Origin of the sequence: Exiguobacterium sp. s133 (genome assembly GCF_018618595.1) — a bacterium.
Taxonomy (GTDB): domain Bacteria; phylum Bacillota; class Bacilli; order Exiguobacteriales; family Exiguobacteriaceae; genus Exiguobacterium_A; species Exiguobacterium_A oxidotolerans.
Genome location: NZ_JACSMK010000009.1, coordinates 110,165 through 133,256, shown reverse-complemented (window position 1 = coordinate 133,256; position 23,092 = coordinate 110,165). Strand labels below are relative to the sequence as shown.

Here is a 23,092-nt window from a genome sequence, read left to right as displayed (position 1 = left end):
AAAGTCCATCACCTGATCGACCTTGCGGACCAAGTGGTCCGCAGGAACCAATTGTTCGAGTGTGACCGTGATGTTTTCAGAACGATGGTATTGATTTCGTTTTCCCATCATGCGAAACCCTCCTTCGTGGTATATTTCTTTTATTTTATAATATGAAAGAAATCTAAAAAAGCCTCGATTTCCGATCTAATCGCTTCCTAGTGGAAAGCAAACAGGAGCGACCCTACAGTGAAGCGAAGCGGCGCGATGTTTGCCACAGGAAGACGATTAGGAAGGAAAGAGAGAGCAAAAAAAAAGATGGGAAATCACATTCAAGTGACCTTCCATCTAGTTTGTCTACACGCTGATTACATTTAAAATAACCTGACAAAAGTTTTTAGCATATTTAAGTGGGCATTAAGAAATAAGCAACAAGAAGAGCGTACGAGATTTTTATCTCGTACGCTCTTCTTGTTTATTCGTGTATTTGTTTTTAATACACTTACTCTTAAATACAATCAACACATACTTAAAGTAGAAGTGCATTACTCCGATCATGGTGTTCCCAGCGTTCTAACGGATGGAAGTACAAGAAGTAGAAATCTCCAGATCGATGCCAGTCTCGAATTATGAAATCAAGTTCTTTAATGCGATCTAAGTTTAGTTCCAGCTCTTTCAAATTCTCCGCCTTCCGACTTTTATTAAATCGGATAGAATGAGTGAACTGACGCCAGTGGCGTTTTGCTGGCATTTCTTCATTCAGTTGGTAAGAACTTAGCCGTTCTTTTTGAAGAACAAAGGATAAATGATAAGCAAAAGTTCCCTTTAATCGCTCAATCTGTTCCCCATAGATACTAATGATCTGTTGTTTCAATAGATCATCATAGACTTCTTCCGAAACAGTGACAGTGATTTGAGTATCACGTTTAATAGAAGAAGCTCCGCTAATTTTGACAGAAGAGAAGAGACCAAAGATTGAAAGGTCGCCTTCTTCACTTCTTACTGCAACACGATAATAACCAAGTTTTACAAGACGCTGTGTTGTAAGAGTGTAGCTCTTACCACTATCGTTTCCATAAATCTTTTTAACAAGTTTCGAAATCGGAAAAACAATTTTCCGACTGGTTTGGAAGGTGACATCCCGATAAGACAGAATCTCATTAAGGGCTTCAAAATCGCGTGCGTCAAGATCCGGAACATTTCCCTCGAGTTCGGCAATGAATTCGTTACTTACAAGAACAGATAAATTAGTCGGTACACCTTGTTTATATTTAGGGACAACAGCGGAATAGTCATGTAGATCGAGGGATAAATCACTCAACATGCTTTCACCCTGACTAAATTTTTCTGTCGAATTCTTCATACGATCAGCGATTCCGAAAAAGGGTACAGTAATTGAAGTAGAAGTAGCCACATGTGCCTTTGGTTGCGATCGTTGCAATTCCTTCGCAACTTCTCCAATGACCATTAAAATATCTGTCCGCATTGTCGTCGTTTGTTGATTTTTCGTTTTTTGTCCCCAATGCGGATAGGTATGAATAAGTAAGTTATTATTCTCGGCCCATTCTTCAAGTTCCTGTACATGTTCTTGCATTAATTTTTCAACACTATCAGCAGAGAACTTTCGCTGAAATCCTTCCTTACCCGCAATGTCCCAGTATTCAATATACATCTTGTGAAGGCCACGTAATTCTTTCATGGGCCCTTTATTCTCAAGATAGTTTTTAACAGCTGCACGAACCCAGCGGCGTTTCAGTTTTTTAAATGAGTAATAACGAAGCTTTGTATAGACATCTTCTTCATTCTGAAACTCATAATACTCTTCATAGAGTTGATTTACATAGGCTTCGACATCAATGATATCGATTGAGATCAGTTGTTCTGTAACATCGTTTTCTAACAAGGTCTTCGCTGCTTGAGACACAACAAGTTGTCTATGTTGGACGGACGAGGTAGAGTCCATGATGCATCGCCCCCTTAATTCAATACAACAAGCATAGCATGTATTGTTAAATGTGAGGAGATTTGATAAAAAGTGTGCGCCGGCGCATACTTTTTATATTTCACATACCATATTTAATATAAAAAATAAATCTATCACGAGGGATTTTTGAAGTTTAAATCTACGCGTAAAAAGTAAGCCATCAATCATCAACATGTTATTTTTTATTTTCATGAATCGACTGAAATAGATAGATTAGGGATCATCGTCACGACGCCCATAAAATATGATGAGAGGATTTTGAGCCTCGATAAGTATAAATTAGTAAAACACAAAATAGAAGATGAAGTGTCACGTGAAACACGAAATCATGCACTGTGAGAAACACCTTGTAACGATATGATTTGATTGTTTGATGACAGAGTTGGTTGATGGAAGATGTATAGAATGATCCTTCGATTGGTCACGAGGAACTTGGTTCGTGTACTTTCAGGATTTACCATAGGTCTTATAAGAAAAAAAGTGTGCGCCGGCGCACACTTTTTTAGAATGAGTAAGGTGAAACACTTAATAGAGATCGACTAGTCGAGATTTGATCCCAGACATCTTCAATGGAGACCGTATGATTGGTATCATCTACGGCTTTATTCAGCGTGTATTACTATCAAATCATTTTTGAAGTGTTTACATAAAATAAAGTTGAATCAGAAAAAAAGATGCAAGTATGAAATTCAAGACACTTGAGGGAGATATGACAAAGACGTCAGTTCCAATCACAAGCATTTCCATCGTTATCACGGTCTAAGTCATGGGGATCATATGTAGGACCTCCGGCAGCTATATAAAAGTCTTGAGCGGCTTGGGCGCTGGAAAAATCACCACAATCGCGATCTACGCCAAATGGATCGTATTCAAGATCAGTTGCTACTTCTGTTTCTTCTTCATCCATGTATTCCTCATCAGGTATATTCTCATCTTCATCTATCATCTCGATACTTGATAAAGACGATTCGAGTTCATCGACCTTCTCTTCCGCAGCAATTCGTTTCGTTTCTTCTTCTTTGAGTTCACTCTCTAAAGCAGCACGTTTGTCTGCTTCTTCCTGGTAACTTTCAACCGTTTGTAGACGTAACTCTTTTTCTCGTGCTAACTCATCTTTCAATTTTTTCGTTTCTTGTTGTTGCTCTTTTAGTTTAAGTTGTGTGTCTTTCAATGACGTCTCTAACGCCTTAGACTCTTTCTTTAATGATTCCAACATCTTGATTTCTTTTGAAGAAGTTCTTGCTTCAATTTTTTGAGATTCATTTATTCCATCCACCATATAGATAGAAGTCGCAAAAGCAATAAACACGCCTAACCAAACGACAAAGACTGGATACTTCACTGGATTTCGAAGTCTTGGTTTGAAATAAAAATACAGACCAAGGGCGGAAACGAATAAGCCAATTAGACTCCAAAAGGTGAGAGTAAAGAGTAACAGATAAACGATAGCAATCACGATGAGTAAGAACACTTTTCGGATGTTCATGAATTCAGCTCCTTAAAAAATTATTATGCATCTTGTATTTTTATTGTACATATTTACAAAGAAAAATAGATTAGAAATTTATACTTCTCATCTGGAAAATAGCTTGCAATGCCCTAGTGCTAGTATGAATAAAACACAAGTATTCAATGATCAAAAATAGTTGATAGCTTTAATCAGGGCAATGGACTTAAGCTGTACGGAATCGAAATAAAAACTGCCAAGGAGCGTAGGTCAAAATCAAAAGCATTATACATGATTGGCTAGTGAGTAAAGAACGGTTAACATCGTTAAAGGAAAAACGATGTTTGCCAATGCTCTGTACGTACCAGCTGCACTAGAAGATTTAGTTACAAAGTTAAATAGTGACATTACCTCGAAGTACATTACATCTAATAACGTAAGTGAAAATTTAGCTTATTATTATGGTGAACTTAATATGATCCATCCGTTCCGGGAAGGGAACGGACGTACACAGAAAATATTTATTGAAAAAGTAGCAGATAAGTTGGGTTACTCTCTCCAGTTGGAAAAGGTAGACTCTAAGAAATTACTCGAGGTAACGATTGAGTCAGTTAATGGAACTGGAAGACCTCTAAAAAAAGTATTCGAAGAGGTAATTGAAACCAAGCACTTTAAAGGTAAGTCTGAGCAACCAAATATAAATAGTAAAAGTATCACTTCAACAAATGTAACTAAAAACAACCACGATTTAGAAAGGTGAACAAAAAAGGAGGAGTTAGTATGGATGAAATCAAGCGATTGAAAGAAGATCTTGATAATAGTGCAGATTGGAATGTAACTATTACAGTTATTAAAAAAGATCTTGAAAAACTAATTAACGCATATGAAGAATTAAAAAAGCAGTCTAAGCAAAAGGATGAAACTAAAAAATAAAGAAAATGTTAAAGGACTGAGTCAAAGCTTCTTAAGAAGTGAATGACTTGGTTCTATTTTTATAAAAAAAATCTTATGAGGACTTATGTATTGTTTTATAGAATCGCACAGTATGGGAATATCAGTGTTTAAAATGTATACCATGTTTTATGCTGGAGCATAAAACATGGTTGTATGAGTGTAAAAAGATAACTCCAGCTAAAAAGACGAAATCATCTCTCCGTCACCTTTTCTGTAGTAGCTTCAGCCCCTTCAGTTCTGTCTTCAAGACTTTGCCGCGGAGAATCATGAAGTGTTTCAATGTCGAAATGACAAGCTAACACGTATCCGGTCCGTTCGTGAGGACTGTCTAATGATTCGGGAATAACCGAGATATTTGACGAACAAGTAACCATGAACTCCTTCATGCGCCTCGATTCCGCGAACTGGTTCATATGTTCAGATACCTCTTCTGTGTAATAAACTGTGACCAACAGCTTTGGGCTTGGTGTTTTCCAATTCTCTTGTTTCAGTATCGCACGCTCTAAAAAAAATTGATGACTGAGTAGTTGGAAATACGTTGGCAACTTGAACCATGCAACGTCTTTCTGATCTAAGTAACCAAGAGTATTTAAATCTGCAGGACTGACAGCTCGGTCTCGCACTCTTGTATTTCTTTGATTCTGGACTTCTTCAAAGCTTCCCACATCATCGCTAACTTTTATTGAGATAAATGCTCTTTGCCCTTCATCCATTTTATATATCTTTGAATAGAGAGCATACTTCGGAAATCCTTTGTGAATAGACAGACGAAAACGATCGCTCAAAGCTTCTCGTTCTTCGACATCATTGGTCTCGAACTTAAAATTATCAAATTCAACATGATTTACGAGAGTATACCAATACCCGACACTCGTCGCCGTACCAAGTCTTTTATTTTCCAGACGAATTGATGCTATGTCATTTTTTTCGTTCAGATCATTCGAATCTATCCATTTAACTTTTTCAGACAATGGTGGATGCAGCGGAACATGTATCTCTTTCTTCTGGAGCGACAAGAACGATCCATTCTCAACCCGATAGCGTAAGGCGTTTGCCCTTGCTTCTTTCTCTGCAATCTGAAGCGTCGATTCTGCAACTGAAACAGAATCCTTTGCTGCTTTCGCGGAATCTTTTGCTGCTTTTGCCGATTGTTTAGAGTCACCTCTCGCTTCTAAAGCTGTCATGGCATTGATAATGCTCACAATCATGCCACCGGCGACAAATATCAACGTCGCGATGTCGCTCGCTTTTTCAAAAAGGGTTGCTATTGATCCAATAACAAGTGTAACTACTAGAACCATAATCGAGGCTGTTATACTGATAGTCGCAAAAATTTTATTCATGTCTCACCTCTATTTTTCCTTTAATCATACCAAATAGCCTCTGAACTCCCACGGATGATTATGATGTAGTAAATCAATTAAATAACTTTTGGTAAATACTTCGAGATGGAAGTACGACTACTTCTTTTGTAATAGGTAATTTAATAAGATCTTCGATTCTTACAAAATATATTGGATCATTAGATTTATTTAAATTAACATGAGGATCTTTTGAACAAATACAGGTGTGAGGGTCAAACATCTTGATAACATACACTTCTCCAAGGTTTTCTATAGACACTTTCAGCATAGTTTTATTTTTAATAAAAATATTAGTTATTATTCTTCCATATAACATCGAAAGGAGCCAAGCAATAAAAAAGATACCTATGGACATGAGGATAGTGTTAGTCATATTTATGTTTTCAGATTTAAAAAGCTTCCATAGGATATAAGGAAAGATTAATAGGTAGGTTAAGTAAAAAGCTAATTCTCCTATACTTAGAAAGCGTTTTTTTAAAAGCTGATCGTCGGTTAAAAAAACACTTTCAAAATGGCTTTTTGATACAAGAGACATTCCATAAACAATCAGTGGAGGTAAAGAAAAAACGAATGCGATGATAGCTGATACTTTCATATGAATTTCTTCCTTTCAACTTTTATGAACTAATCTACGAACTTTAATGTATTAAGTTTCTCTAAAGGTAAGAACTATATGTTTTTATATAAAATGATGGTTTTGAAAACGAAACGTTATTGTTTCTGCTACAGTAATGATTATTCTTTATTAAATTTCCTGCTCTTTTTATTAGATGAAATTAAATTAAACAATACGGTAGGTAATAAAACTCGATACACCTTTTAGAAGACTTTTAAAAGTCTTTTAAAAGGTGTATGATGGAATAAATAAAGGGAGGGATTGATTATGGGAATGAGAACACTCGATATTCCAACCACTTCAATTTCTGATGTCAAACGGTCGCCTATGGAAGCATTCCAAAGAGCTGATCGTGAAGCAGCTGGTGTCTACGTCTTTAACCGTGAAAAAGTTGCTGGTGTCATGCTTACCCAACAGCAATACGAGTCACTAAATAAAGAAATTGAAGAATTGTACAGCCGATTAGATGATTTGACAGTTGAGATGCGACTATCTAATAAAAATGTCCGCACATATTCTGATTCAGAAGTTCGTGGAGTACGAGTTAATCACCCATCGACTATTGATGAAATGGATGGGTGGGAATGATGATTGTATCAGCTTGAGTGGACGCAGTATTCAAAGGAAGACTACGATGATCTTGACGGTAGTCAAAAGATATTCGTGGATAAGGCATTAGATAGAATTATTTCTAAAGGAATGGAGGCAGGACAACCACTTAATGGGAACCTGTCTCATTGCAATAAGTTAAAAAACAGGAAGATGGGGTTACGTGTTGTCTTTAGAAAAGTAGAAGATAAACTTCAAATCATTCAGATTGTTGCTATCGGTAAAAGAGATAAAGATGAAATTTACAAAATTGCTGAAAAGCGTCTGTATTAAGTTATTGAGGAGGATCAGGTATAGTTACTTTTAAAGTATCAATATGCTGATCCTTTTAAACGTTTAAAAAGATGCCTTAGCCTAAGTTACATAGAAAGTTTGAAAAATAACAAATAAATGAATGAGGGAATTCACTTGGAAGATAAAAAGAAATTAAAAAAGGAAGACTTAATACAACGCTTAGATAGGCACTTAGATTGGATTAAAAGTTGTGACACAAAAGCATCAATTGTCATTGCTGGGGCAGGTATTTTTCTAAGCATATTTACTGCCGAACATTCGATTAATATGTTGAATCAAATTCTAACTCAAACAATAAGAAACATTAACTTTTCTAATTTTTTGTATTTAACTCTTTTTGTTATCTCCTGGGGAGGATTTATTCACGGTGCTTACTGCTTGGTAAGAGTTCTAGTGCCGATGATGAAAAAAGAAGTCTTGATATACCAACAAGACACTCGATTGGATTCACTTTACTATTTTGAATCAATAGATGATAAAAAATTTCTAGAGTTTAAAGAGAAAATGATAAGCGAGACTCCTGAAGAAGAAATCGAGGATCTACTTACCCAAATCTATATCAACGCACGTATATGTTCTGCGAAGTATTCATTCTACAGGAGGGGAATCAGGTCTATCTTTATTGGTATTTCAGGAGTACTCATATTATACACAGTTGGGATAATATTGTTGAAATTAGGAGGCATGGGTTAATTGAACTTTACAGATTATGATTATAAGGAAAGAAAAAAGAAAGTCGAAGAAATATTAGATAATACGGATGCTGTAAACGAAGTTGATAAATTTCCTAAAGATGAAGATTTCACTTACACGAATGGCTATAAAGCTTGGGCAGTAGCTATCTTTGTGGATTTAAGAGATTCTACATCATTGTTTAGTGGCGAGGATGATGTCTCAATAGCAAAAGTGATACGGGGTTTCACTTCCGAAATCATCGAAATTTTAAAGAAGGGTACTGGTGAAGACCTAAAAGAAATTGGTATCAGAGGTGACTGCGTGTATGCTGTGTATTCAGCACCGTTTAAAAAAGATACCTACGATGTAGCCGACAGAGCTTTTCATATTAATACCTACATGAAAATGCTGAATAAACTGCTAGAGGAAAAAGGACTCCCTTCTATCAAAGCTGGAATAGGTTTAGCTGAAGGAAAAACATTAACTGTTAAAGCAGGAAGAAAACATTCTGGGATTAATAATTTAGTCTGGATTGGAAAATCGGTTGCAACTGCTGCTAAACTTTCTGATTTAGGTAACAAAAATGGAATTGGTCCCATTGTTATGTCGTCTGTTTTTTATTCGTATTATATCGATTTACAAAAAAAAGTGAACTCAAAAGCCGAGGACTGGTGGACAAAAGGTAATGATGAAAAATATGGTGAGTATTGGCATGGGAATATAATTAAAACTGGCTTTAACAAATGGATTGAAGATGGGATGAAAGAATAACACATTTGCTATAAGAATGTTTTTTTGAGTCATGTAAAGCGGAATGGAAGAAGTATACTCATTCCACTTTACATGACTCCTTTATTTTAATTGTTATATTATGCGAACATTATAAATTTCAAAAATGAAGATACTAAATTAAATTATGTTTTTTCATTTCAATACTTTATATAAAACGGTCGTTTAATATAAGATTATTGCGTGTATGAAAACTAAAAGACCCTCTTGGTTTCAACCAAAGAGGATCTTCAAGAAATTATCACTAAATGTGTACAGTATCTTTTTCTTCTTTTTCAAGGATTGTTACTAATTTATAAAAGCTTGTCTTTTTGACTCCGGCTTCTTGCATGGCTTTGACGGCCGTTATTTCTTTGCGTTTCCATTTCCAATACACTTCTCTGAACTCGTCTGACACTAAAACCTTTGGTCTTCCGAACTGAACACCATTCTGTAAGGCTAAGTCGATGCCTTCCCGTTGTCGTTTACGAATACGTTGTCTTTCCTCCTCAGCCATCCAAGAAAGGATCTGCAATACTAAATCTGCAATGAACGTCCCCATACTATCTTTATATTGAGTAGTATCGAGTAACGGCATATCTAATACAATGATGTCGGCTTCGATATTTTTAGTTAGATCGTTCCACTCTTGAAGAATCTCTTCTTTGTTGCGACCGAATCGATCGAGTGAATGAATGCACAATACATCGCCTTTTCGGATGATCCGTTTGAGTAACTGATAATTTGCTCGCTCAAAATTTTTACCACTCTGTTTATCGAGATAAATGTCTCGTTCGTTGATGCCAATTTTTTTCATGGCCTCTAGTTGTCGACCTTCATTTTGATCTTTACTGCTGACTCGTATGTATCCAAATTTACGATTTTCCATAATTCACCTCGAAAACGATTTTCTTCACTCATTATACCTGAAATACGTTCGTAAAAGTATATGCAAATAGGCGAACGTCCGTAAAGTGATTTAATACTTTTTCGGACGTTATTTTGGTATGTCAGAAGTTATTTTTCGTGTGTCCGTAAAAGTGTACTTTTACGAACGTTGGATAAGATCATGCAGACGGGGATAAAAACATATGCTACAGAAATTATGTAAGGGAGAAAATGAATGATGAGCATTCTCATAACAGGCTTTAATCGTAATGTGGGTTTTGCAGTCGGTCATGCGTGGAAGGAAGAATCGAATTTTTCACAAAAAGTTAAAGAGCAAAATGATACGTTTAATAAAATTATTTTCATTTTTAATTTTATAACTTTATAAGTTTTCTTAATTAAAATATTAAAAGAAATAAAATGTTGGAAGTGAAAAGGTAAATAATTTTTATTATAAAAATTAAAACTATCTTTTATTGAAAATTAGTACAAAAAATCAAAAAAAGTAAAACTATTTGTGAACTGCTTACGTTATCTCTGTGTAGTCCAAAAAATCAAAGGGGTGTTTACAAGATGAAGATGAAAAAGTCGTATCTCGCCGTTCCACTCAGTGCCGCATTATTGATTCCAGCAGCAGGCGTCAGTGCCCATGGTCATGAAGATCATAGCAAGATGTCCCACAGTTCGGGTAAGGTCTCCCTCGATGTTTCGTCGCCAGCGTCGGATTTGCGAGCGACGCTTGATCAGCTTTTATCTGAACACGCATATTTAGCAGTCGTCACGATGCAAAAAGGAATTGACGGAAAAGAAGATTTCGAACAAGCAGCAGGTGCCTTGAATCAAAATACAGATGATCTTTCGGCCGCGGTCGGATCTGTTTATGGGGATGAAGCGGGCGAAGCGTTCAAGGAAATCTGGTCGAGCCACATCGGTTACTTCGTTGATTATGTCAAAGCGACGGGTGCCAAGGATGAAGACGCCAAACAAAAAGCCTTAAAAGAACTCGACGAATACCGCGTCGAACAAGCAGCCTTCCTCGACAAGGCAACAGAGGGGCGTCTGAAAGCGGCTGATTTAGAAGGTGGATTGAAAGTCCATATCACGCAATTGCTGACTTCGTTTGATAGTTATGTCGCGGGCGACTATGATGCCACATACAGCAATCTGCGTATCGCCATCGAGCATATGTATATGGTGGGTGAAGGATTGTCCGGCGCCATCGTCGATCAATACCCAGATAAATTCAAAAATACGAAAGTCGATACACCGGCAGCGGATCTCCGTGCCGGACTGAACCGAAACTTCTCAGAACACGCAGCGCTTGCGATTCTGACGATGCAAAAAGGAATCGACGGTGCGAAGGACTTTGACGCAGCGGCCGGTGCCTTGAACGAAAATACAGACGATCTGTCCGCTTCGATCGGTTCTGTCTACGGTAGCGAAGCCGCACAAGAGTTCAAGAAGATCTGGTCGAGCCACATCGGCTACTTCGTCAATTATGTCAAAGCAACAGGCGCGAAAGACGAGGAAGCACGCGACATGGCCGTTCAGGAACTGGATGAGTACCGCGTCGAACAAGCCGCGTTCCTCGATGCCGCAACGGAAGGTCGCCTGAAGTCGAAAGACTTGGAAGAAGGACTCAAGGTCCACGTCGATCAACTGTTACTGGCGTTCAACAGCTACAATGAAAAAGATTACGACAAAACGTACCCGGCGATCCGTGAAGCCTACGGTCATATGTACGGTGTCGGTGAAGGAACAGCAACCGCAATCGTTGATCAGTTCCCGGATAAATTCAAAGGCGCACCAGCCGGTATGCCGAATACGGGTCTTGGTGGAGCAGCTGAAACACAATCTTCAGCCGGCATCCTCTGGTCATTACTCGGAATCGCCGCTGCGTCAATCCTCGGATTCTTCGCACTCCGTCGTCGTCCTCAGCAATGAACGTAAAAAGAAAAGATGATGTCCGAGGACATCATCTTTTCTTTTTTTTAGGTTACAAATAGTTCATTGGGTTGACACTATTCGCTGCAGAATAACTGCTGTATTTATAACTGTTTTTATGAATCTCAAAGTGCAAATGATTTCCGAACGAGTTTCCTGTATTCCCAACTGTTCCAATCTTCATACCTTTAGAGACTGTCTGACCACTTTTTACCGAAAGGCTGTTCATATGAGCATAAACGGTTACGTATTTTTGATTCTGTAGACTATGTGAAATCATAACGTGTTTACCGTATGCACCGCTGTTTTTAGATGTAGTGACTTTTCCACTGGCAGAAGCGTAGACGGGTGTGCCTTTTGCTGCAGCTAGATCAACGCCATTATGGAATGTATAACCGTAAGCACCATTAGAGTTTCCGTATCCTTGGGTCAGCCGACCTTCTGTAGGAGAAGCAAAAAGAGAGTTATTATATGATGTTTTTTTGGCAACGTGGCTCTTATATTTTTTTAGGTAAGAACTATAGATATACCGTGTGTTTCCTTTATAAAGTACTTTTGTCCAAGTTCCTTTTTTTCCTAAATAAGAAAAGGTCTGCCCAGTGTTAGTGATGCCGACAATTTTGTGATTGAGAGAAGGACCAGTCCGAACACGAAGATCGTCTGTCTTCACTTTTACGTTATATGCACTACTTGCTTCGACTTTTGGACTATGCATCGAAAAAGTTGTTGTGAGTAAAACACTAGAAGCGATAAGTATTACCTTGTTTTTCATTAGTTGTACTCCTTTAAAGATAAAGATACAGTGACGAACGATTTGTTAAAAGGAGTATAGCATCACTATATTACAAAAAAGTATATCAAATTCATTTCAAAAATTGACAAGAGATTTAATCAAAAAATGCATAGTTTTTTCACAAACGGATTTTATGATAAAAATTAAACACATTTCTTTTTTATAAATATTCCAAAAAATAGATTTATTTTTTGTGTGTAGGAGGAATTTGATGGAATTATCTTTTTTGTTAGCTTTTGGGGCAGGGTTTTTATCTTTCATTTCGCCATGTTGTCTGGCTTTATATCCCGTTTTTTTATCTTACATTACAGGGGTTTCAGTTAGAGAGTTAAAAGAAAATGAAAAGTGGAACTGGAATGGAGTTCCCCATACATTAGTTTTCCTACTTGGATTTTCGAGCGTATTTTTAGTTATGGGTTTTTCAACGTCATACTTGGCTGATTTTTTTATAGTGTATAAAGATGTTTTACGGATGAGCGGTGCACTTATTTTATTCATATTTGGTGTTATTCTAACTGGTCTATGGACTCCAACATTTTTACTTAAAGAGCGAAGATTGAACTTAGGAAAAAGAAAGCGTGGCTATATCGGAACATTTTTGGTCGGAGTCGGATCAGCTGCTGGATGGACTCCTTGTACAGGACCAATTCTCGCTGGAGTTATTGCTTTGATTGCCACAAATCCTGGTAATGGATTTTTATATATGCTCTTTTATGTTCTAGGTTTCTCCATTCCATTTTTCTTAATGTCGTTTTTGGTCGGGAAATCAAGATGTTTAATGAAGTATTCTTCAAAGGTTACAAAAATAGGTGGCGGGTTTATGATTTTATTAGGTATCATATTGTATTTCGATGGTCTAACGAAACTAACTACAATATTGATTGACTTTACAGGGTTTAGAGGGTTCTGACGCTCTATTTTCTATTTCAAGAGGAGATGAATCATAAATGTTTCGTGAAAATGTCCTGATAATGGGAATAGAGGAAAACTGGAAAGTGATGGAGAACATAAAACAACTTAAACCCTCAGGTATAGATATTCATATTTCTTCAAAAGAAGGATGGGTTCGAAAGCTACTTCCTGATTTTAAATATTTTGATTCATTTTCAAAAAAAGAATCAGAAGAAGGGTATATTAGTAATCTCATTGAATATTGTACTTCTCAAAAAATAGGCTGGATTATTCCTTTAAGCGAACAAGAAGCAACTACGCTATCGAAACACAAGTTAAAAATGAGAGAAAATAACGTAATGTTTATAACATCCTTTGATTTGGATAAAACAATACTTCATGATTCATTTTCGGTTCAAGGTAATACCTTTACTTACTCTTTTGACCAAATAAAGAATGCGCCTGAAGGTGTAAAGCTGGGGAAAATTGATGCATATATCGATTATCGATCTGATGAAGTGATTTGCTGTTTTATGAGAGAAGAGTATGAACGGTACCAAGATACGGTGCTTTCATATGAGGTGTTTTCTAATTCGATTTTAAAGCAGTGCGTAGCAATAATTGCTCAAAGGCTTAATATAAAGGGTTCTTTTTCTTTCGATTATCAACGTGATTCAGAGGATGTGTATACGATTACAAAAATAGAATGCTTCATGACGCATTCTACTCGTGAGGCTATTTTAAGTGATTATGATTTCGCTAATTATTTGTGGAGAAATATTCAAGGAATTGTCCTTTTAAAAGAATCAAATGATAAAAGTCCTTTTGTGTATCGCCTAAATGAAGAATATTTCTTTTTCTAAATTTCAACAGTTTGTTTCCATATGTAATCATCTTAAATGAGAAAGGTACTTTATGAATAAACTTTCATTTAAAATAACGCTATTTTATTTTTTCGGGATTCTCATGATTTTCATTCTCTCATCTGCTATCATATACAACATTCTTGAACATCAACAAGTAGAAAGTGAACTAGAGAGCCTTCAAGAGAGAGGAAATAGTCATCGAGATGTTCTTTCCACTAACTTCGACAAGCAAACGGTTGAACACGTTGTTTTAATGGAGGAAAAGGCGATGACAGATGTGATTATCTTAGACAAAAATAATCAAGTCGTCGATTCATCTAACGACGCCGAACGATTTTTGAATTCGGATTGGATTCAAAAAAAGGATGGGATCGTACAAGGAAATTGGAGAGAGGGCAATTTTTTAGTGACGGTTAGTCCTATTGAAGATGGCGGTCAAATAATCATGTTAGAGCCGACGAAGTATATACAGCATTTGATGGGGGAATTGAAACAACAAGTAGTGTTCTCTCTATTCTTGTTAGTACTTTTTCTATTAGTAAGTGTTTATTTTTTGAGTTATATCATTATAAAACCACTTCTATCAATGAAAGAGGCGACGGTAAAGTTAAGTCAAGGCGAGGTACTGAAAATCAGAGAAGCTGAGAGAAGCGACGAAGTGGGAGATTTAGCACGAGCAATCACTAAGTTATCTGTTGATTTACGTCATATTCAAAATACAAGAAAGCAATTTCTGACTTCGATCACACATGAATTACGTACGCCGATTACCTATATTAAGGGATATGCAGGACTTCTCAAAAAAGACGAATCAAGATTTGGAGATATTATCTATGAGGAGTCCGAAAGACTTCAAGAACTGATTGAGGACTTGTTTGAACTTGCTAGATTGGAAGAGCCACATTTTCAAATAGATCCTCAGATCACAGAGATGAATGATTTCTTAAAACAGATCAGTGAAAGAATAATTTTTAAATTTGAGGAGAAACAAGTGAAATTAATCCTTCAAATTAATAAAACACCCATTTATAAAGAGATAGACCAAGCTAGATTCGATCAGGTTCTCTTAAATTTACTCGATAACGCGCTGAAATATACACATGTGAACAAACGCGTATTTTTAAAACTTGATGAAAACTTTATTGAAGTTATGGATGAAGGTGGTGGTGTGGATGAGCAATCACTCCCGTATCTTTTTGATCGTTTTTATCGAGTGGATTCTTCACGAAATCGTGAAACAGGAGGTACTGGGCTCGGTTTGGCTATCACGAAAGAAATAGTTGAAGCGCACAAAGGGACCATCGTAGCTGTTAATGTAGAAAACGGGCTGAAGGTTGTCATTGACTTGAGGGGGATTCCAGGATGAGAACCATTGCTTTGGTAGATGATGAGAATCGAATGTTAGAACTGATCGAACTGTATTTGCAAGACAGTTATACCTGTATTAAGCTGAACAGCGGAAAAGAGATATTGAACTTGATTGATGTAGATGAGCCTGACTTAATCATATTAGATGTGATGATGCCTTTAATGGATGGTTTTGAGACCTGTCAAAGGATAAGGGAAGTTTCGAATGTGCCAATCATTTTATTGACAGCACTCGACGGAAAAGAAGAAATCGTAAAAGGATTGCAACTGGGAGCAGATGATTACATTGTGAAACCGTTCGACGAGGCGGAATTGAAGGCAAGAATTCAATCGATTTTCAGACGAACTACAGTTTCTTCAGGATCAAAAATCGAATCGTCGGGTCTAATCTTAAATGAAGACGCCCATGAGCTGTATTACGATAATCATTTAGTCAAAGTCACGCCAAAAGAATTTTCATTACTTGCTAAATTATTAAAAAATCCAGAACGTGTCTATTCAAGAGAGGAACTGCTCTCAAGTTTATGGTTAGCAAATGAGTGGACAGATGAACGAACGGTCGATTCTCATGTAAGAAACTTAAGAGAAAAGCTTAGGAAACTCGAGTTTCCTATTGAAGAACACTTTCGCACAGTATGGGGAATTGGTTACAAGTGGGTTCCTTAAATAAGGAGAAAGAAGACAAGAGAGGAACGGTTAAAAAACCGTTCCTCTCTTGTTTATCGTTTATTCTGCAGATAGTTCGTCTTCAGTCACCCATTTATGATTTTTCACTTCTTCACCTGTAGTCGATTCAAAATCAATCATATACACTGTTGTTTGCTTAGCTGAATCGATAGTGGCCGTAGCATCCTTCATTCCTTTCATATGATCCGCGTCTACTTTTACTTCATCGCCTACTTCATAAGGAGATGATTTAGGATCTACAATCTCTTCTTGAATAATCCACTTATGATCCATGACACGTTTCCCACCATTTGTAGGGTCATAAGAAATGCTATAAGCAGTAGTATCATAAGCTCCTACAACTTTTGCTTCTGCCCCTTTCATGCCTTCCATATGTGCTTCTTTGATCATCGCCATGTCGCCAACTTTAAATTTAGGATTTTTAGCCTCTTGGAGCCCTTTCGGGACCTCTTTCGATCCAGACATGTCCATCGTCGAATGATCCATACCATCCATATTTTTATCCATGCTTCCTGTTGATTTAGAATCATCACCATTGCTTCCGCACGCAGCGAGTCCTAAAGAAAGTGAAGCAGCCATGGTTGTCATAAAAATCTTTTTCTTTAATTTCATAAAAAATTACCTCCAATTGTTTTTTTTATGCTTTCCATAGACTTTATCACACAAATTTGCAGAAACTTTGCAGAGAGTAGAAAAGTAGCACATTGGAAAAAACTATAAAATTCATTGGTAGAAAGACATAGTTCTTTCACAATCATTCTTTAAGTTAAAGATAATAATTGATTGGAAGGAATGATCCATATGAAGAAAACATGGTTAATCGCAACTATCGGTATCTTTACTCTCATGATTATAGTGGGCGGTTCGTATTTACTTCTTACCCGAGGTACTATGTCAAATAACAAACAGCACATGGGATCTATGATGAATGGAGGAAACACTACTACAAATCAGAATATGATGGAAGGTATGGGACATGGTGCGAGTGTCGATTTAAAATCAACTGAAGAAAAAGAGCGACGATTAAACATCCCTAAGATACTAAAAGCCGATCGTGAAACCAAGAATTCCATTCAATACACGATTGTCGCTAAACAAGGGGAAACAAAGTTCTTTCGAGATGCTAAAAAAACTAAAACTCTAGGATATAACGGAAATTATTTAGGTCCTGTAGTGGAGTTAAAAAAAGGGAAAACAGTAACAATCCGTACGGTGAATCGCTTATCAGAAGCCACTACATTCCATTGGCACGGTCTTGTTGTACCATCATCCGTAGATGGTGGACCACATCAGGTCGTGAAAGCTGGTGAGACGAAGGTAGTAAAGTTTAAAGTGAAGCAAAATGAATCGACATTGTGGTTTCATCCACATCCAATGGGTAAGACTGCTGAACAAGTATACAAGGGGTTGGCAGGATTGTTATACGTAAAAGATGAAAAAACTAAAGAGACGATGCTACCTCAAAAATATGGTGAAAATGATATTCCATTAATTCTTCAAGATCGAAAAGTTAAAAATAGGAATGTCCTTGAATATGCTGATGTAGAAAAAACAGATGGGGCTTTAGGCGATACCCTCCTCGTAAACGGAACGATTAATCCGTATTTTAACGTGAAATATTCGCAACTTAGGGTCAGGTTGATAAATGGATCCAATGCACGGAACTATGCAGTGAAGTTATCTGACGGCTCATCCTTTAAAAAAATTGCTGATGATGGTGGTTACATCTCAAAAGCGAAAAACGTAAAGAAAATTGATTTAAGTCCAGGCGAACGTATAGAGGTATTGGTAGACTTTTCAAAAAGAAAAATTGGTGAGACTGTTGCATTTGAGACAAATGGAGTGAAAGTCGTTAACTTCAAGCTGAAGGAAAAACAAGGGACGAGTCTAAGTGCATTGGCACCGAAAAGTGTAAATGAAAATCTGCTCAAGACCTCGTCTAAAGTGAATCAGAAGTTAACTCTCTTCGGAATGGGCAAAAATGTTGAAATCAATGGAAAGAAGTTTGATGAGACGAGATTCGATATTAAAGCAAAAAAAGGCGAAACGGAAGTCTGGGAAATCTATAATAAAAAAGACATGATGGGCGGAATGACTCACCCCTTCCACATTCATGGAGTCCAATTCAAGGTATTAGAACGAAACAATCAGAAACTGGATAATCAAGAAACAGGTCTAAAAGATACTATCGCCATAAAACCAGGCGAACGAGTTAAGATTCAGATGACTTTCAAAGAAAAAGGGGTATTTATGTACCATTGCCATATCCTTGAACATGAAGAGAACGGAATGATGGGGCAGTTGAGAGTAGATTAAAAAAACGAGTAGCTGTTTTCATCTTTTCTTCACAAATTAAGGAAATAGGCTTTGTGTAAGTCAAATAAAGATGAAAAAACGGAGGTTTTTTAAAATGAATACTGGACAAAAAGAAGTCTTAAACGCCCTACAGAACTGTATAGTGACTTGTAATGAATGCTTTGATGCGTGTTTGAGTGAACATCATGTTTCTTCGATGGTAGAGTGCATACGTCTAGATAGAGATTGTTCTGAAATTTGTAGTCTTTTAGTACAAGCTATTTCTCGAAACAGCAGCAATATCGGTGTTCTTGCTAGAAGCTGTGTTGAAATTTGTGAAAGATGTGCCGACGAATGTTCGAAACATGATCATGATCATTGTAAGAAGTGTGCTGAGGCTTGTAATGAATGTGCAACAGTCTGTCGTAAATTAATTGTTTAAAGTGCAGAGTTAAAAATGAAGGAGCATCTAGAGCCGCCATGCCAAAAAAGTGTGAGCTAAAAATCTGATGCTCCTTTATCTATAAAAACTACGGTACTTAGTTATGAAAAATTTCATAACCTTTATAGACCAGTAGTATGGTGAGAAAAAAGAAGGATACATAGAGAGTAACGATTAAACTCTTCATAAATGCTTTCATGAAAATCAACTCCATCCTATAGTTTGAGTTGATTATATAGAAAGTTCGTGAAATTAATGAGGAAATAGATTGACAATCATTTATTATTAAAAAATTCTAATGTAAGAGGTGGTGGCTAGGATGGATAAAATATTAATTGTTGATGATGAAATAAGAATGAGGCAATTATTAAGACTTTATCTAGAACCAATAGGATATGAATGTAGTATGGCGAATGATGGGATCGAAGCTTTGGAGAAAGTGAAAAAAGAAACTTTTGATTTGATTTTATTGGACGTCATGATGCCAATGTACGATGGATTCGAAGTATGTAAGAAAATAACGGATTCTCACCCGGAAGTCCCAATCATCATGATAACGGCTCTAAATGATGCTGAATCCATCGTCAAAGGACTAGATGCTGGAGCTACAGATTATGTCACAAAGCCGTTTAACGGGGACGTACTTTTAGCAAGAGTTCGGTCTGTCATGAGAAGGAAAGCAAAAGAACCCGTTATATACCACGGACTTACGTTTGATGAGAGCAACGATTTAATTGTGTTAGATGGTAAGTCGATTGATTTCACACCCAAAGCACATGCGTTACTGAGATTATTTCTTCAACATCCTGGAAGGCTATTCAACAGATTGGAGCTTTATGAATTCGTTTGGTCTTATACATCAGAATCGGATCCAAGGACAGTGGACTCTCATATTAAAATGATCAGAGAGAAGTTAAGAGAGTTAGATTATCCAATTGATAGCCACCTGAAAACAATTTGGGGGAGAGGATATCGTTGGAGCGAGGATGAAACAAAATGACACCTTTGCTATACAAGTAAAAGTGTCATTATAAAAATCATAAAGGAGTGGGTGTCGGTTTCGAGTAGCCATCTTTATACGAAGAATCGATTTCAGAACGAATATCTTTAATCGATTCTCCATCCCGTTGTTTCAAAATAGACTTTACAGCAATCTCAAGACATGTGCTGCATGTTGTTCCGTGGCTTGTCCATTTCACCGACCCATCCGTCGTATTTTCTTCTATGAAGCAATCATAATTATTTTTGTGATTGACTGTTTCACCACAGCCACAATAACAAGGCATTTTCTCTAGTAGTTTACGATTTTTCGCTACAGCTTGATAAACATTTCGTACATCTTCAGGTTGATTTTTTAAAAATGTAGGAAGTATCACCGATGATGATGTTTCTTCAATCTTGTCACCGCTCATATGTTTCGCATGATCGGCTTCCTTTGAATGATTGGGAGTAGAAGACTTCGTCGTGTCTTGAGCACAGCCGACCGCGATCAAGGACAGGCTAATAAGGCTTACACTTTTTAAGAGTATGTTAAGTTTCACGATTCGATTCTCCCTCGAGATAATTTTGTAGTCGCAAAAAACAAAGCGTGTGAATTAACATTTTTCGTATTTTCTAGTAGCTCTTTTTTCTGTTCACGATAATACCTATTCATTCATTTGATCATAGTTTTCATTGATTCAGTTAATTCATGAATCGTCATCAATCGTCTGATGTATACCTCGAACTTGTCCTTCAATTCCTTTTAAAGTTCCAGTACTTGTGTTTTTCACTCTAAATAGTCTTCTTTAAACAAAGGGTCTCATTTTAAAAGATATACCCTACTTGTATGATAGTTTTTAATTTTTAGTGTGTCAAAATACATTTTATATATAAATATAATTTAAAGAAAAAACGATATGTCACTCTATATATACACCATACAGGTATATAGTACGTAAAAGGGGGTTTTCTTATGGATCACCATATCAATCACGAACATACTCAGCATGAAGACCAACAAATGGGTGCTTCACATCATGAACATGAAGGAATGATTGGAGACTTCAAGAAAAGATTTCTCGTATCGTTAATATTGACTGTTCCAATCCTGCTACTTTCCAAAATGATTCAAGAATGGTCGGGTATCAACATTAGCTTTCCATATGACGACGTTGTTTTGCTTTTTCTATCCACAATTGTCTACTTCTACGGTGGATGGCCGTTCTTAAAAGGTAGCTTGGACGAAATGAAACAAAAAAATCCGGGGATGATGATGTTGATCGCTTTAGCGATTAGTGTTGCATACTTTTATAGTGTGGGCATCATCTTAGGTCTAGGAGAGGGACATGACTTTTTCTGGGAGTTAGCAACGCTCATAGATATTATGCTTTTAGGACATTGGATTGAAATGAAGTCAATCATGGGCGCGTCTAACGCGCTACAAGAATTAGTCAAATTGTTACCCAGTATTGCGCATCGAATTGATGATGAAAAAATAGAAGATATTGCGGTGTCGGAATTACAGACTGGTGACGTGATTCTGATCAAACCTGGGGAGCAAGTTCCAGTTGACGGTAAGATAATAAAAGGAGCAACAACAGTTGATGAATCGATGCTGACAGGTGAATCTCTTCCCATCGAAAAGAAAATGGATGACAACGTAATTGCTGGCTCCATTAATCAAGAAGGAAGCTTGACCGTTGAAACGAAAAATACAGGTGAAGGCACGTATCTATCGAAAGTGATCGAATTAGTCAGCGAAGCGCAGGCATCTAAATCTAAAACACAAAATTTAGCGAATCGTGCAGCAAAAATCCTCTTCTATGTCGCTGTTTTTGCTGGTGTGTTGACATTCATCATTTGGCTTGCATTAGGATATCCGCTCAGTATTGCTGTCGAGCGTATGGTGACTGTCATGGTTATTTCGTGTCCCCATGCACTAGGACTTGCAGCGCCATTGGTCGTCTCTGTCTCGACGGCCCTGTCTGCTAAGAAAGGGTTATTGATTCGAAATCGGACACAGTTTGAAGAGGCGCGGAAATTAGACGCCATTATTTTTGATAAGACAGGTACTTTGACGCAAGGTAATTTTGGTGTGACGGATTTGATGCCGGCTGATAAAATTTCCTCAAAAGAACTACTTCGTCTAGCAGCTGGAGTCGAACGTTCATCCCAACATCCTCTTGCTAAAGGTGTAGTGAAAAGAGCAGAAGAGCTACAACTATCACTTCCATCGATTGAAGATTTTATCTCTATTACAGGAGTCGGATTGGAAGGGAAAGTAGAGGGTACATTAATTCGTGTAGTGAGTCCTCGATATATTCGTCAAGAAAAAATAACGGTTGATGAGCTCGCTTTTGAAAAATTATCTGAAGAAGGAAAGACTGTCATATTTGTATTGAAAAACAAGCAATTACTAGGAATGATTGCACTTGCTGATTTAGTAAGAGAAGAAGCAAAAGAGACTGTGACTGCTCTTAAAAATAAAGGCATAAATTCAATCATGCTCACCGGTGACAATAAAAAGGTCGCACATTGGGTTGCCAAACAGTTAGGTATTGACGAAGTTCATGCAGAAGTTTTACCTGATGATAAATCAAGACAAGTAAAGAACATTCAATCGGAAGGTAGGAAAGTAGCCATGGTCGGTGATGGCATTAATGATGCACCCGCACTGGCACAAGCTGACGTAGGGATTGCGATTGGTAGTGGAACCGACGTGGCAGTTGAAACCGCTGATATCGTACTGGTCAGAAGTAATCCGAAGGATGTTCTCGCTATCCTTGAACTTTCCCGAAGCACTTATAACAAAATGATTCAAAACCTATGGTGGGCAGCTGGCTATAATATTATAACAATACCACTAGCAGCCGGCGTTCTAGCTCCCTATGGTGTGATCTTATCCCCAGCCATTGGGGCAGTACTAATGAGTCTTAGCACCGTCATTGTTGCTGTAAATGCTAGAATGTTAAAAATATGAAATCATTTGAAGTGATTTCAGAACTTATTAGTGGCCAAGCACTGGATTTAATCGCGTGTAAAAAGTCTATGAGTATTCGAAGACTTTTTACACGCGATTTTAATTTTATTAGAATATATAATGATGATTTATATAGAGAACAAATTTTTATTGCAATCATTATATAAAACAGTCGTTTTACATACAAAATATTAAATTGAGATCGAATACTTTTTTATAGCGATCTATTGTTTTAAATAAAGTAGCTTTTCAATCATGTAAGTAAAC

The 23,092-nt window shown here is 37.0% G+C and carries 23 protein-coding genes; 15 read left to right on the top strand and 8 right to left on the bottom strand.

Annotated features, from left to right (window positions below; all coding sequences use genetic code 11):
- Nucleotides 1-508: 508 nt before the first annotated feature.
- On the bottom strand, nucleotides 509-1,942 hold the full coding sequence (locus KNP96_RS12520) for a hypothetical protein (RefSeq protein WP_214770901.1): 1,434 nt from the start codon (nucleotides 1,940-1,942) through the stop codon (nucleotides 509-511).
- 742 nt (nucleotides 1,943-2,684) lie between these two features.
- Entirely contained in the window at nucleotides 2,685-3,449 is a 765-nt protein-coding gene (locus KNP96_RS12515) for a hypothetical protein (protein ID WP_214770899.1), read from the bottom strand.
- 283 nt (nucleotides 3,450-3,732) lie between these two features.
- Here KNP96_RS12515 and KNP96_RS12510 point away from each other — a divergent pair, with 283 nt between their 5' ends.
- Both KNP96_RS12510 and KNP96_RS12505 read left to right on the top strand, forming a co-directional pair.
- Nucleotides 3,733-4,170 carry a Fic family protein gene (locus KNP96_RS12510; RefSeq protein ID WP_353048360.1) on the top strand — a complete coding sequence of 146 codons (438 nt, stop codon included), beginning with the start codon at nucleotides 3,733-3,735 and terminating at the stop codon, nucleotides 4,168-4,170.
- A gap of 20 nt (nucleotides 4,171-4,190) precedes the next feature.
- Nucleotides 4,191-4,343 (top strand): hypothetical protein, encoded by a 153-nt coding sequence (locus KNP96_RS12505; protein WP_214770895.1) that lies wholly within the window; start codon nucleotides 4,191-4,193, stop codon nucleotides 4,341-4,343.
- Between the two features lie 212 nt (nucleotides 4,344-4,555).
- Here KNP96_RS12505 and KNP96_RS12500 read toward each other — a convergent pair whose 3' ends face one another.
- Both KNP96_RS12500 and KNP96_RS12495 read right to left on the bottom strand, forming a co-directional pair.
- A complete protein-coding gene (locus tag KNP96_RS12500) occupies nucleotides 4,556-5,707 on the bottom strand; it encodes a hypothetical protein (protein ID WP_214770893.1) in 1,152 nt (383 codons plus the stop codon).
- A 73-nt stretch (nucleotides 5,708-5,780) separates the two neighbouring features.
- Nucleotides 5,781-6,323, bottom strand: a complete 543-nt coding sequence (locus KNP96_RS12495) for a hypothetical protein (protein WP_214770891.1) — start codon at nucleotides 6,321-6,323, stop codon at nucleotides 5,781-5,783.
- 288 nt (nucleotides 6,324-6,611) lie between these two features.
- Here KNP96_RS12495 and KNP96_RS12490 point away from each other — a divergent pair, with 288 nt between their 5' ends.
- The 4 genes from KNP96_RS12490 (at nucleotide 6,612) to KNP96_RS12475 (ending at nucleotide 8,693) form a co-directional block, all read left to right on the top strand.
- Nucleotides 6,612-6,932: a hypothetical protein gene (locus KNP96_RS12490; protein ID WP_214770888.1), complete on the top strand. Its 321-nt coding sequence runs from the start codon at nucleotides 6,612-6,614 to the stop codon at nucleotides 6,930-6,932.
- A gap of 3 nt (nucleotides 6,933-6,935) precedes the next feature.
- On the top strand, nucleotides 6,936-7,226 hold the full coding sequence (locus tag KNP96_RS12485; protein ID WP_214770887.1) for a type II toxin-antitoxin system RelE family toxin: 291 nt from the start codon (nucleotides 6,936-6,938) through the stop codon (nucleotides 7,224-7,226).
- Nucleotides 7,227-7,361: 135 nt separating this feature from the next.
- Nucleotides 7,362-7,940 carry a Pycsar system effector family protein gene (locus tag KNP96_RS12480; protein WP_251135789.1) on the top strand — a complete coding sequence of 193 codons (579 nt, stop codon included), beginning with the start codon at nucleotides 7,362-7,364 and terminating at the stop codon, nucleotides 7,938-7,940.
- A complete protein-coding gene (locus KNP96_RS12475) occupies nucleotides 7,941-8,693 on the top strand; it encodes an adenylate/guanylate cyclase domain-containing protein (RefSeq protein WP_214770883.1) in 753 nt (250 codons plus the stop codon).
- 262 nt (nucleotides 8,694-8,955) lie between these two features.
- Here KNP96_RS12475 and KNP96_RS12470 read toward each other — a convergent pair whose 3' ends face one another.
- Nucleotides 8,956-9,579: a recombinase family protein gene (locus KNP96_RS12470; RefSeq protein WP_214725455.1), complete on the bottom strand. Its 624-nt coding sequence runs from the start codon at nucleotides 9,577-9,579 to the stop codon at nucleotides 8,956-8,958.
- A gap of 572 nt (nucleotides 9,580-10,151) precedes the next feature.
- Here KNP96_RS12470 and KNP96_RS12465 point away from each other — a divergent pair.
- Nucleotides 10,152-11,522, top strand: a complete 1,371-nt coding sequence (locus KNP96_RS12465) for a copper amine oxidase (protein WP_214770881.1) — start codon at nucleotides 10,152-10,154, stop codon at nucleotides 11,520-11,522.
- Nucleotides 11,523-11,574: 52 nt separating this feature from the next.
- On the opposite strand, the gene KNP96_RS12460 is transcribed toward KNP96_RS12465, so the two are convergent.
- Nucleotides 11,575-12,294, bottom strand: a complete 720-nt coding sequence (locus KNP96_RS12460; protein WP_214770879.1) for a peptidoglycan DD-metalloendopeptidase family protein — start codon at nucleotides 12,292-12,294, stop codon at nucleotides 11,575-11,577.
- Between the two features lie 232 nt (nucleotides 12,295-12,526).
- Between KNP96_RS12460 and KNP96_RS12455 the strand changes: the two genes are divergently transcribed.
- Genes KNP96_RS12455 through KNP96_RS12440 form a run of 4 tightly spaced genes read left to right on the top strand, consistent with a single transcriptional unit; the run spans nucleotide 12,527 to nucleotide 16,106 of the window.
- Nucleotides 12,527-13,225, top strand: a complete 699-nt coding sequence (locus tag KNP96_RS12455; protein WP_285801456.1) for a cytochrome c biogenesis CcdA family protein — start codon at nucleotides 12,527-12,529, stop codon at nucleotides 13,223-13,225.
- 37 nt (nucleotides 13,226-13,262) lie between these two features.
- Complete coding sequence (locus KNP96_RS12450; RefSeq protein WP_214770874.1) at nucleotides 13,263-14,069, top strand: hypothetical protein; 807 nt, start codon at nucleotides 13,263-13,265, stop codon at nucleotides 14,067-14,069.
- Nucleotides 14,070-14,121: 52 nt separating this feature from the next.
- Nucleotides 14,122-15,438: a sensor histidine kinase gene (locus KNP96_RS12445; protein WP_047394592.1), complete on the top strand. Its 1,317-nt coding sequence runs from the start codon at nucleotides 14,122-14,124 to the stop codon at nucleotides 15,436-15,438.
- The gene (locus KNP96_RS12440; RefSeq protein WP_214686845.1) at nucleotides 15,435-16,106 is read left to right on the top strand and encodes a response regulator transcription factor; all 672 of its coding nucleotides are present in this window, start codon (nucleotides 15,435-15,437) and stop codon (nucleotides 16,104-16,106) included. The genes KNP96_RS12445 and KNP96_RS12440 overlap by 4 nt, the downstream gene beginning before the upstream one ends.
- 60 nt (nucleotides 16,107-16,166) lie before the next feature.
- On the opposite strand, the gene KNP96_RS12435 is transcribed toward KNP96_RS12440, so the two are convergent.
- Nucleotides 16,167-16,739: a YdhK family protein gene (locus KNP96_RS12435; protein WP_047394599.1), complete on the bottom strand. Its 573-nt coding sequence runs from the start codon at nucleotides 16,737-16,739 to the stop codon at nucleotides 16,167-16,169.
- Between the two features lie 189 nt (nucleotides 16,740-16,928).
- Here KNP96_RS12435 and KNP96_RS12430 point away from each other — a divergent pair, with 189 nt between their 5' ends.
- The 3 genes from KNP96_RS12430 (at nucleotide 16,929) to KNP96_RS12420 (ending at nucleotide 19,864) form a co-directional block, all read left to right on the top strand.
- Nucleotides 16,929-18,443, top strand: a complete 1,515-nt coding sequence (locus KNP96_RS12430; RefSeq protein ID WP_064506586.1) for a multicopper oxidase family protein — start codon at nucleotides 16,929-16,931, stop codon at nucleotides 18,441-18,443.
- A 70-nt stretch (nucleotides 18,444-18,513) separates the two neighbouring features.
- The gene (locus KNP96_RS12425) at nucleotides 18,514-18,864 is read left to right on the top strand and encodes a four-helix bundle copper-binding protein (RefSeq protein ID WP_353048358.1); all 351 of its coding nucleotides are present in this window, start codon (nucleotides 18,514-18,516) and stop codon (nucleotides 18,862-18,864) included.
- Between the two features lie 319 nt (nucleotides 18,865-19,183).
- On the top strand, nucleotides 19,184-19,864 hold the full coding sequence (locus KNP96_RS12420) for a response regulator transcription factor (protein ID WP_047392207.1): 681 nt from the start codon (nucleotides 19,184-19,186) through the stop codon (nucleotides 19,862-19,864).
- 37 nt (nucleotides 19,865-19,901) lie between these two features.
- On the opposite strand, the gene KNP96_RS12415 is transcribed toward KNP96_RS12420, so the two are convergent.
- Entirely contained in the window at nucleotides 19,902-20,405 is a 504-nt protein-coding gene (locus tag KNP96_RS12415; RefSeq protein WP_064506587.1) for a PCYCGC motif-containing (lipo)protein, read from the bottom strand.
- 413 nt (nucleotides 20,406-20,818) lie between these two features.
- Between KNP96_RS12415 and KNP96_RS12410 the strand changes: the two genes are divergently transcribed.
- Nucleotides 20,819-22,825 carry a heavy metal translocating P-type ATPase gene (locus KNP96_RS12410; RefSeq protein ID WP_214770871.1) on the top strand — a complete coding sequence of 669 codons (2,007 nt, stop codon included), beginning with the start codon at nucleotides 20,819-20,821 and terminating at the stop codon, nucleotides 22,823-22,825.
- Nucleotides 22,826-23,092 lie beyond the last annotated feature (267 nt).

Bases quoted from the DNA above. Each gene is read 5' to 3' on its own strand.
- KNP96_RS12425 (WP_353048358.1), top strand. From the start codon at position 18,514: ATGAAAAAACGGAGGTTTTTTAAAATGAATACTGGACAAAAAGAAGTC.
- KNP96_RS12490 (WP_214770888.1), top strand. From the start codon at position 6,612: ATGGGAATGAGAACACTCGATATTCCAACCACTTCAATTTCTGATGTC.
- KNP96_RS12450 (WP_214770874.1), top strand. From the start codon at position 13,263: ATGTTTCGTGAAAATGTCCTGATAATGGGAATAGAGGAAAACTGGAAA.
- KNP96_RS12460 (WP_214770879.1), bottom strand. From the start codon at position 12,294: ATGAAAAACAAGGTAATACTTATCGCTTCTAGTGTTTTACTCACAACA.
- KNP96_RS12410 (WP_214770871.1), top strand. From the start codon at position 20,819: ATGGATCACCATATCAATCACGAACATACTCAGCATGAAGACCAACAA.
- KNP96_RS12420 (WP_047392207.1), top strand. From the start codon at position 19,184: ATGGATAAAATATTAATTGTTGATGATGAAATAAGAATGAGGCAATTA.
- KNP96_RS12515 (WP_214770899.1), bottom strand. From the start codon at position 3,449: ATGAACATCCGAAAAGTGTTCTTACTCATCGTGATTGCTATCGTTTAT.
- KNP96_RS12465 (WP_214770881.1), top strand. From the start codon at position 10,152: ATGAAGATGAAAAAGTCGTATCTCGCCGTTCCACTCAGTGCCGCATTA.
- KNP96_RS12500 (WP_214770893.1), bottom strand. From the start codon at position 5,707: ATGAATAAAATTTTTGCGACTATCAGTATAACAGCCTCGATTATGGTT.
- KNP96_RS12440 (WP_214686845.1), top strand. From the start codon at position 15,435: ATGAGAACCATTGCTTTGGTAGATGATGAGAATCGAATGTTAGAACTG.
- KNP96_RS12435 (WP_047394599.1), bottom strand. From the start codon at position 16,739: ATGAAATTAAAGAAAAAGATTTTTATGACAACCATGGCTGCTTCACTT.
- KNP96_RS12445 (WP_047394592.1), top strand. From the start codon at position 14,122: ATGAATAAACTTTCATTTAAAATAACGCTATTTTATTTTTTCGGGATT.
- KNP96_RS12520 (WP_214770901.1), bottom strand. From the start codon at position 1,942: ATGGACTCTACCTCGTCCGTCCAACATAGACAACTTGTTGTGTCTCAA.
- KNP96_RS12495 (WP_214770891.1), bottom strand. From the start codon at position 6,323: ATGAAAGTATCAGCTATCATCGCATTCGTTTTTTCTTTACCTCCACTG.
- KNP96_RS12505 (WP_214770895.1), top strand. From the start codon at position 4,191: ATGGATGAAATCAAGCGATTGAAAGAAGATCTTGATAATAGTGCAGAT.
- KNP96_RS12470 (WP_214725455.1), bottom strand. From the start codon at position 9,579: ATGGAAAATCGTAAATTTGGATACATACGAGTCAGCAGTAAAGATCAA.
- KNP96_RS12430 (WP_064506586.1), top strand. From the start codon at position 16,929: ATGAAGAAAACATGGTTAATCGCAACTATCGGTATCTTTACTCTCATG.
- KNP96_RS12455 (WP_285801456.1), top strand. From the start codon at position 12,527: ATGGAATTATCTTTTTTGTTAGCTTTTGGGGCAGGGTTTTTATCTTTC.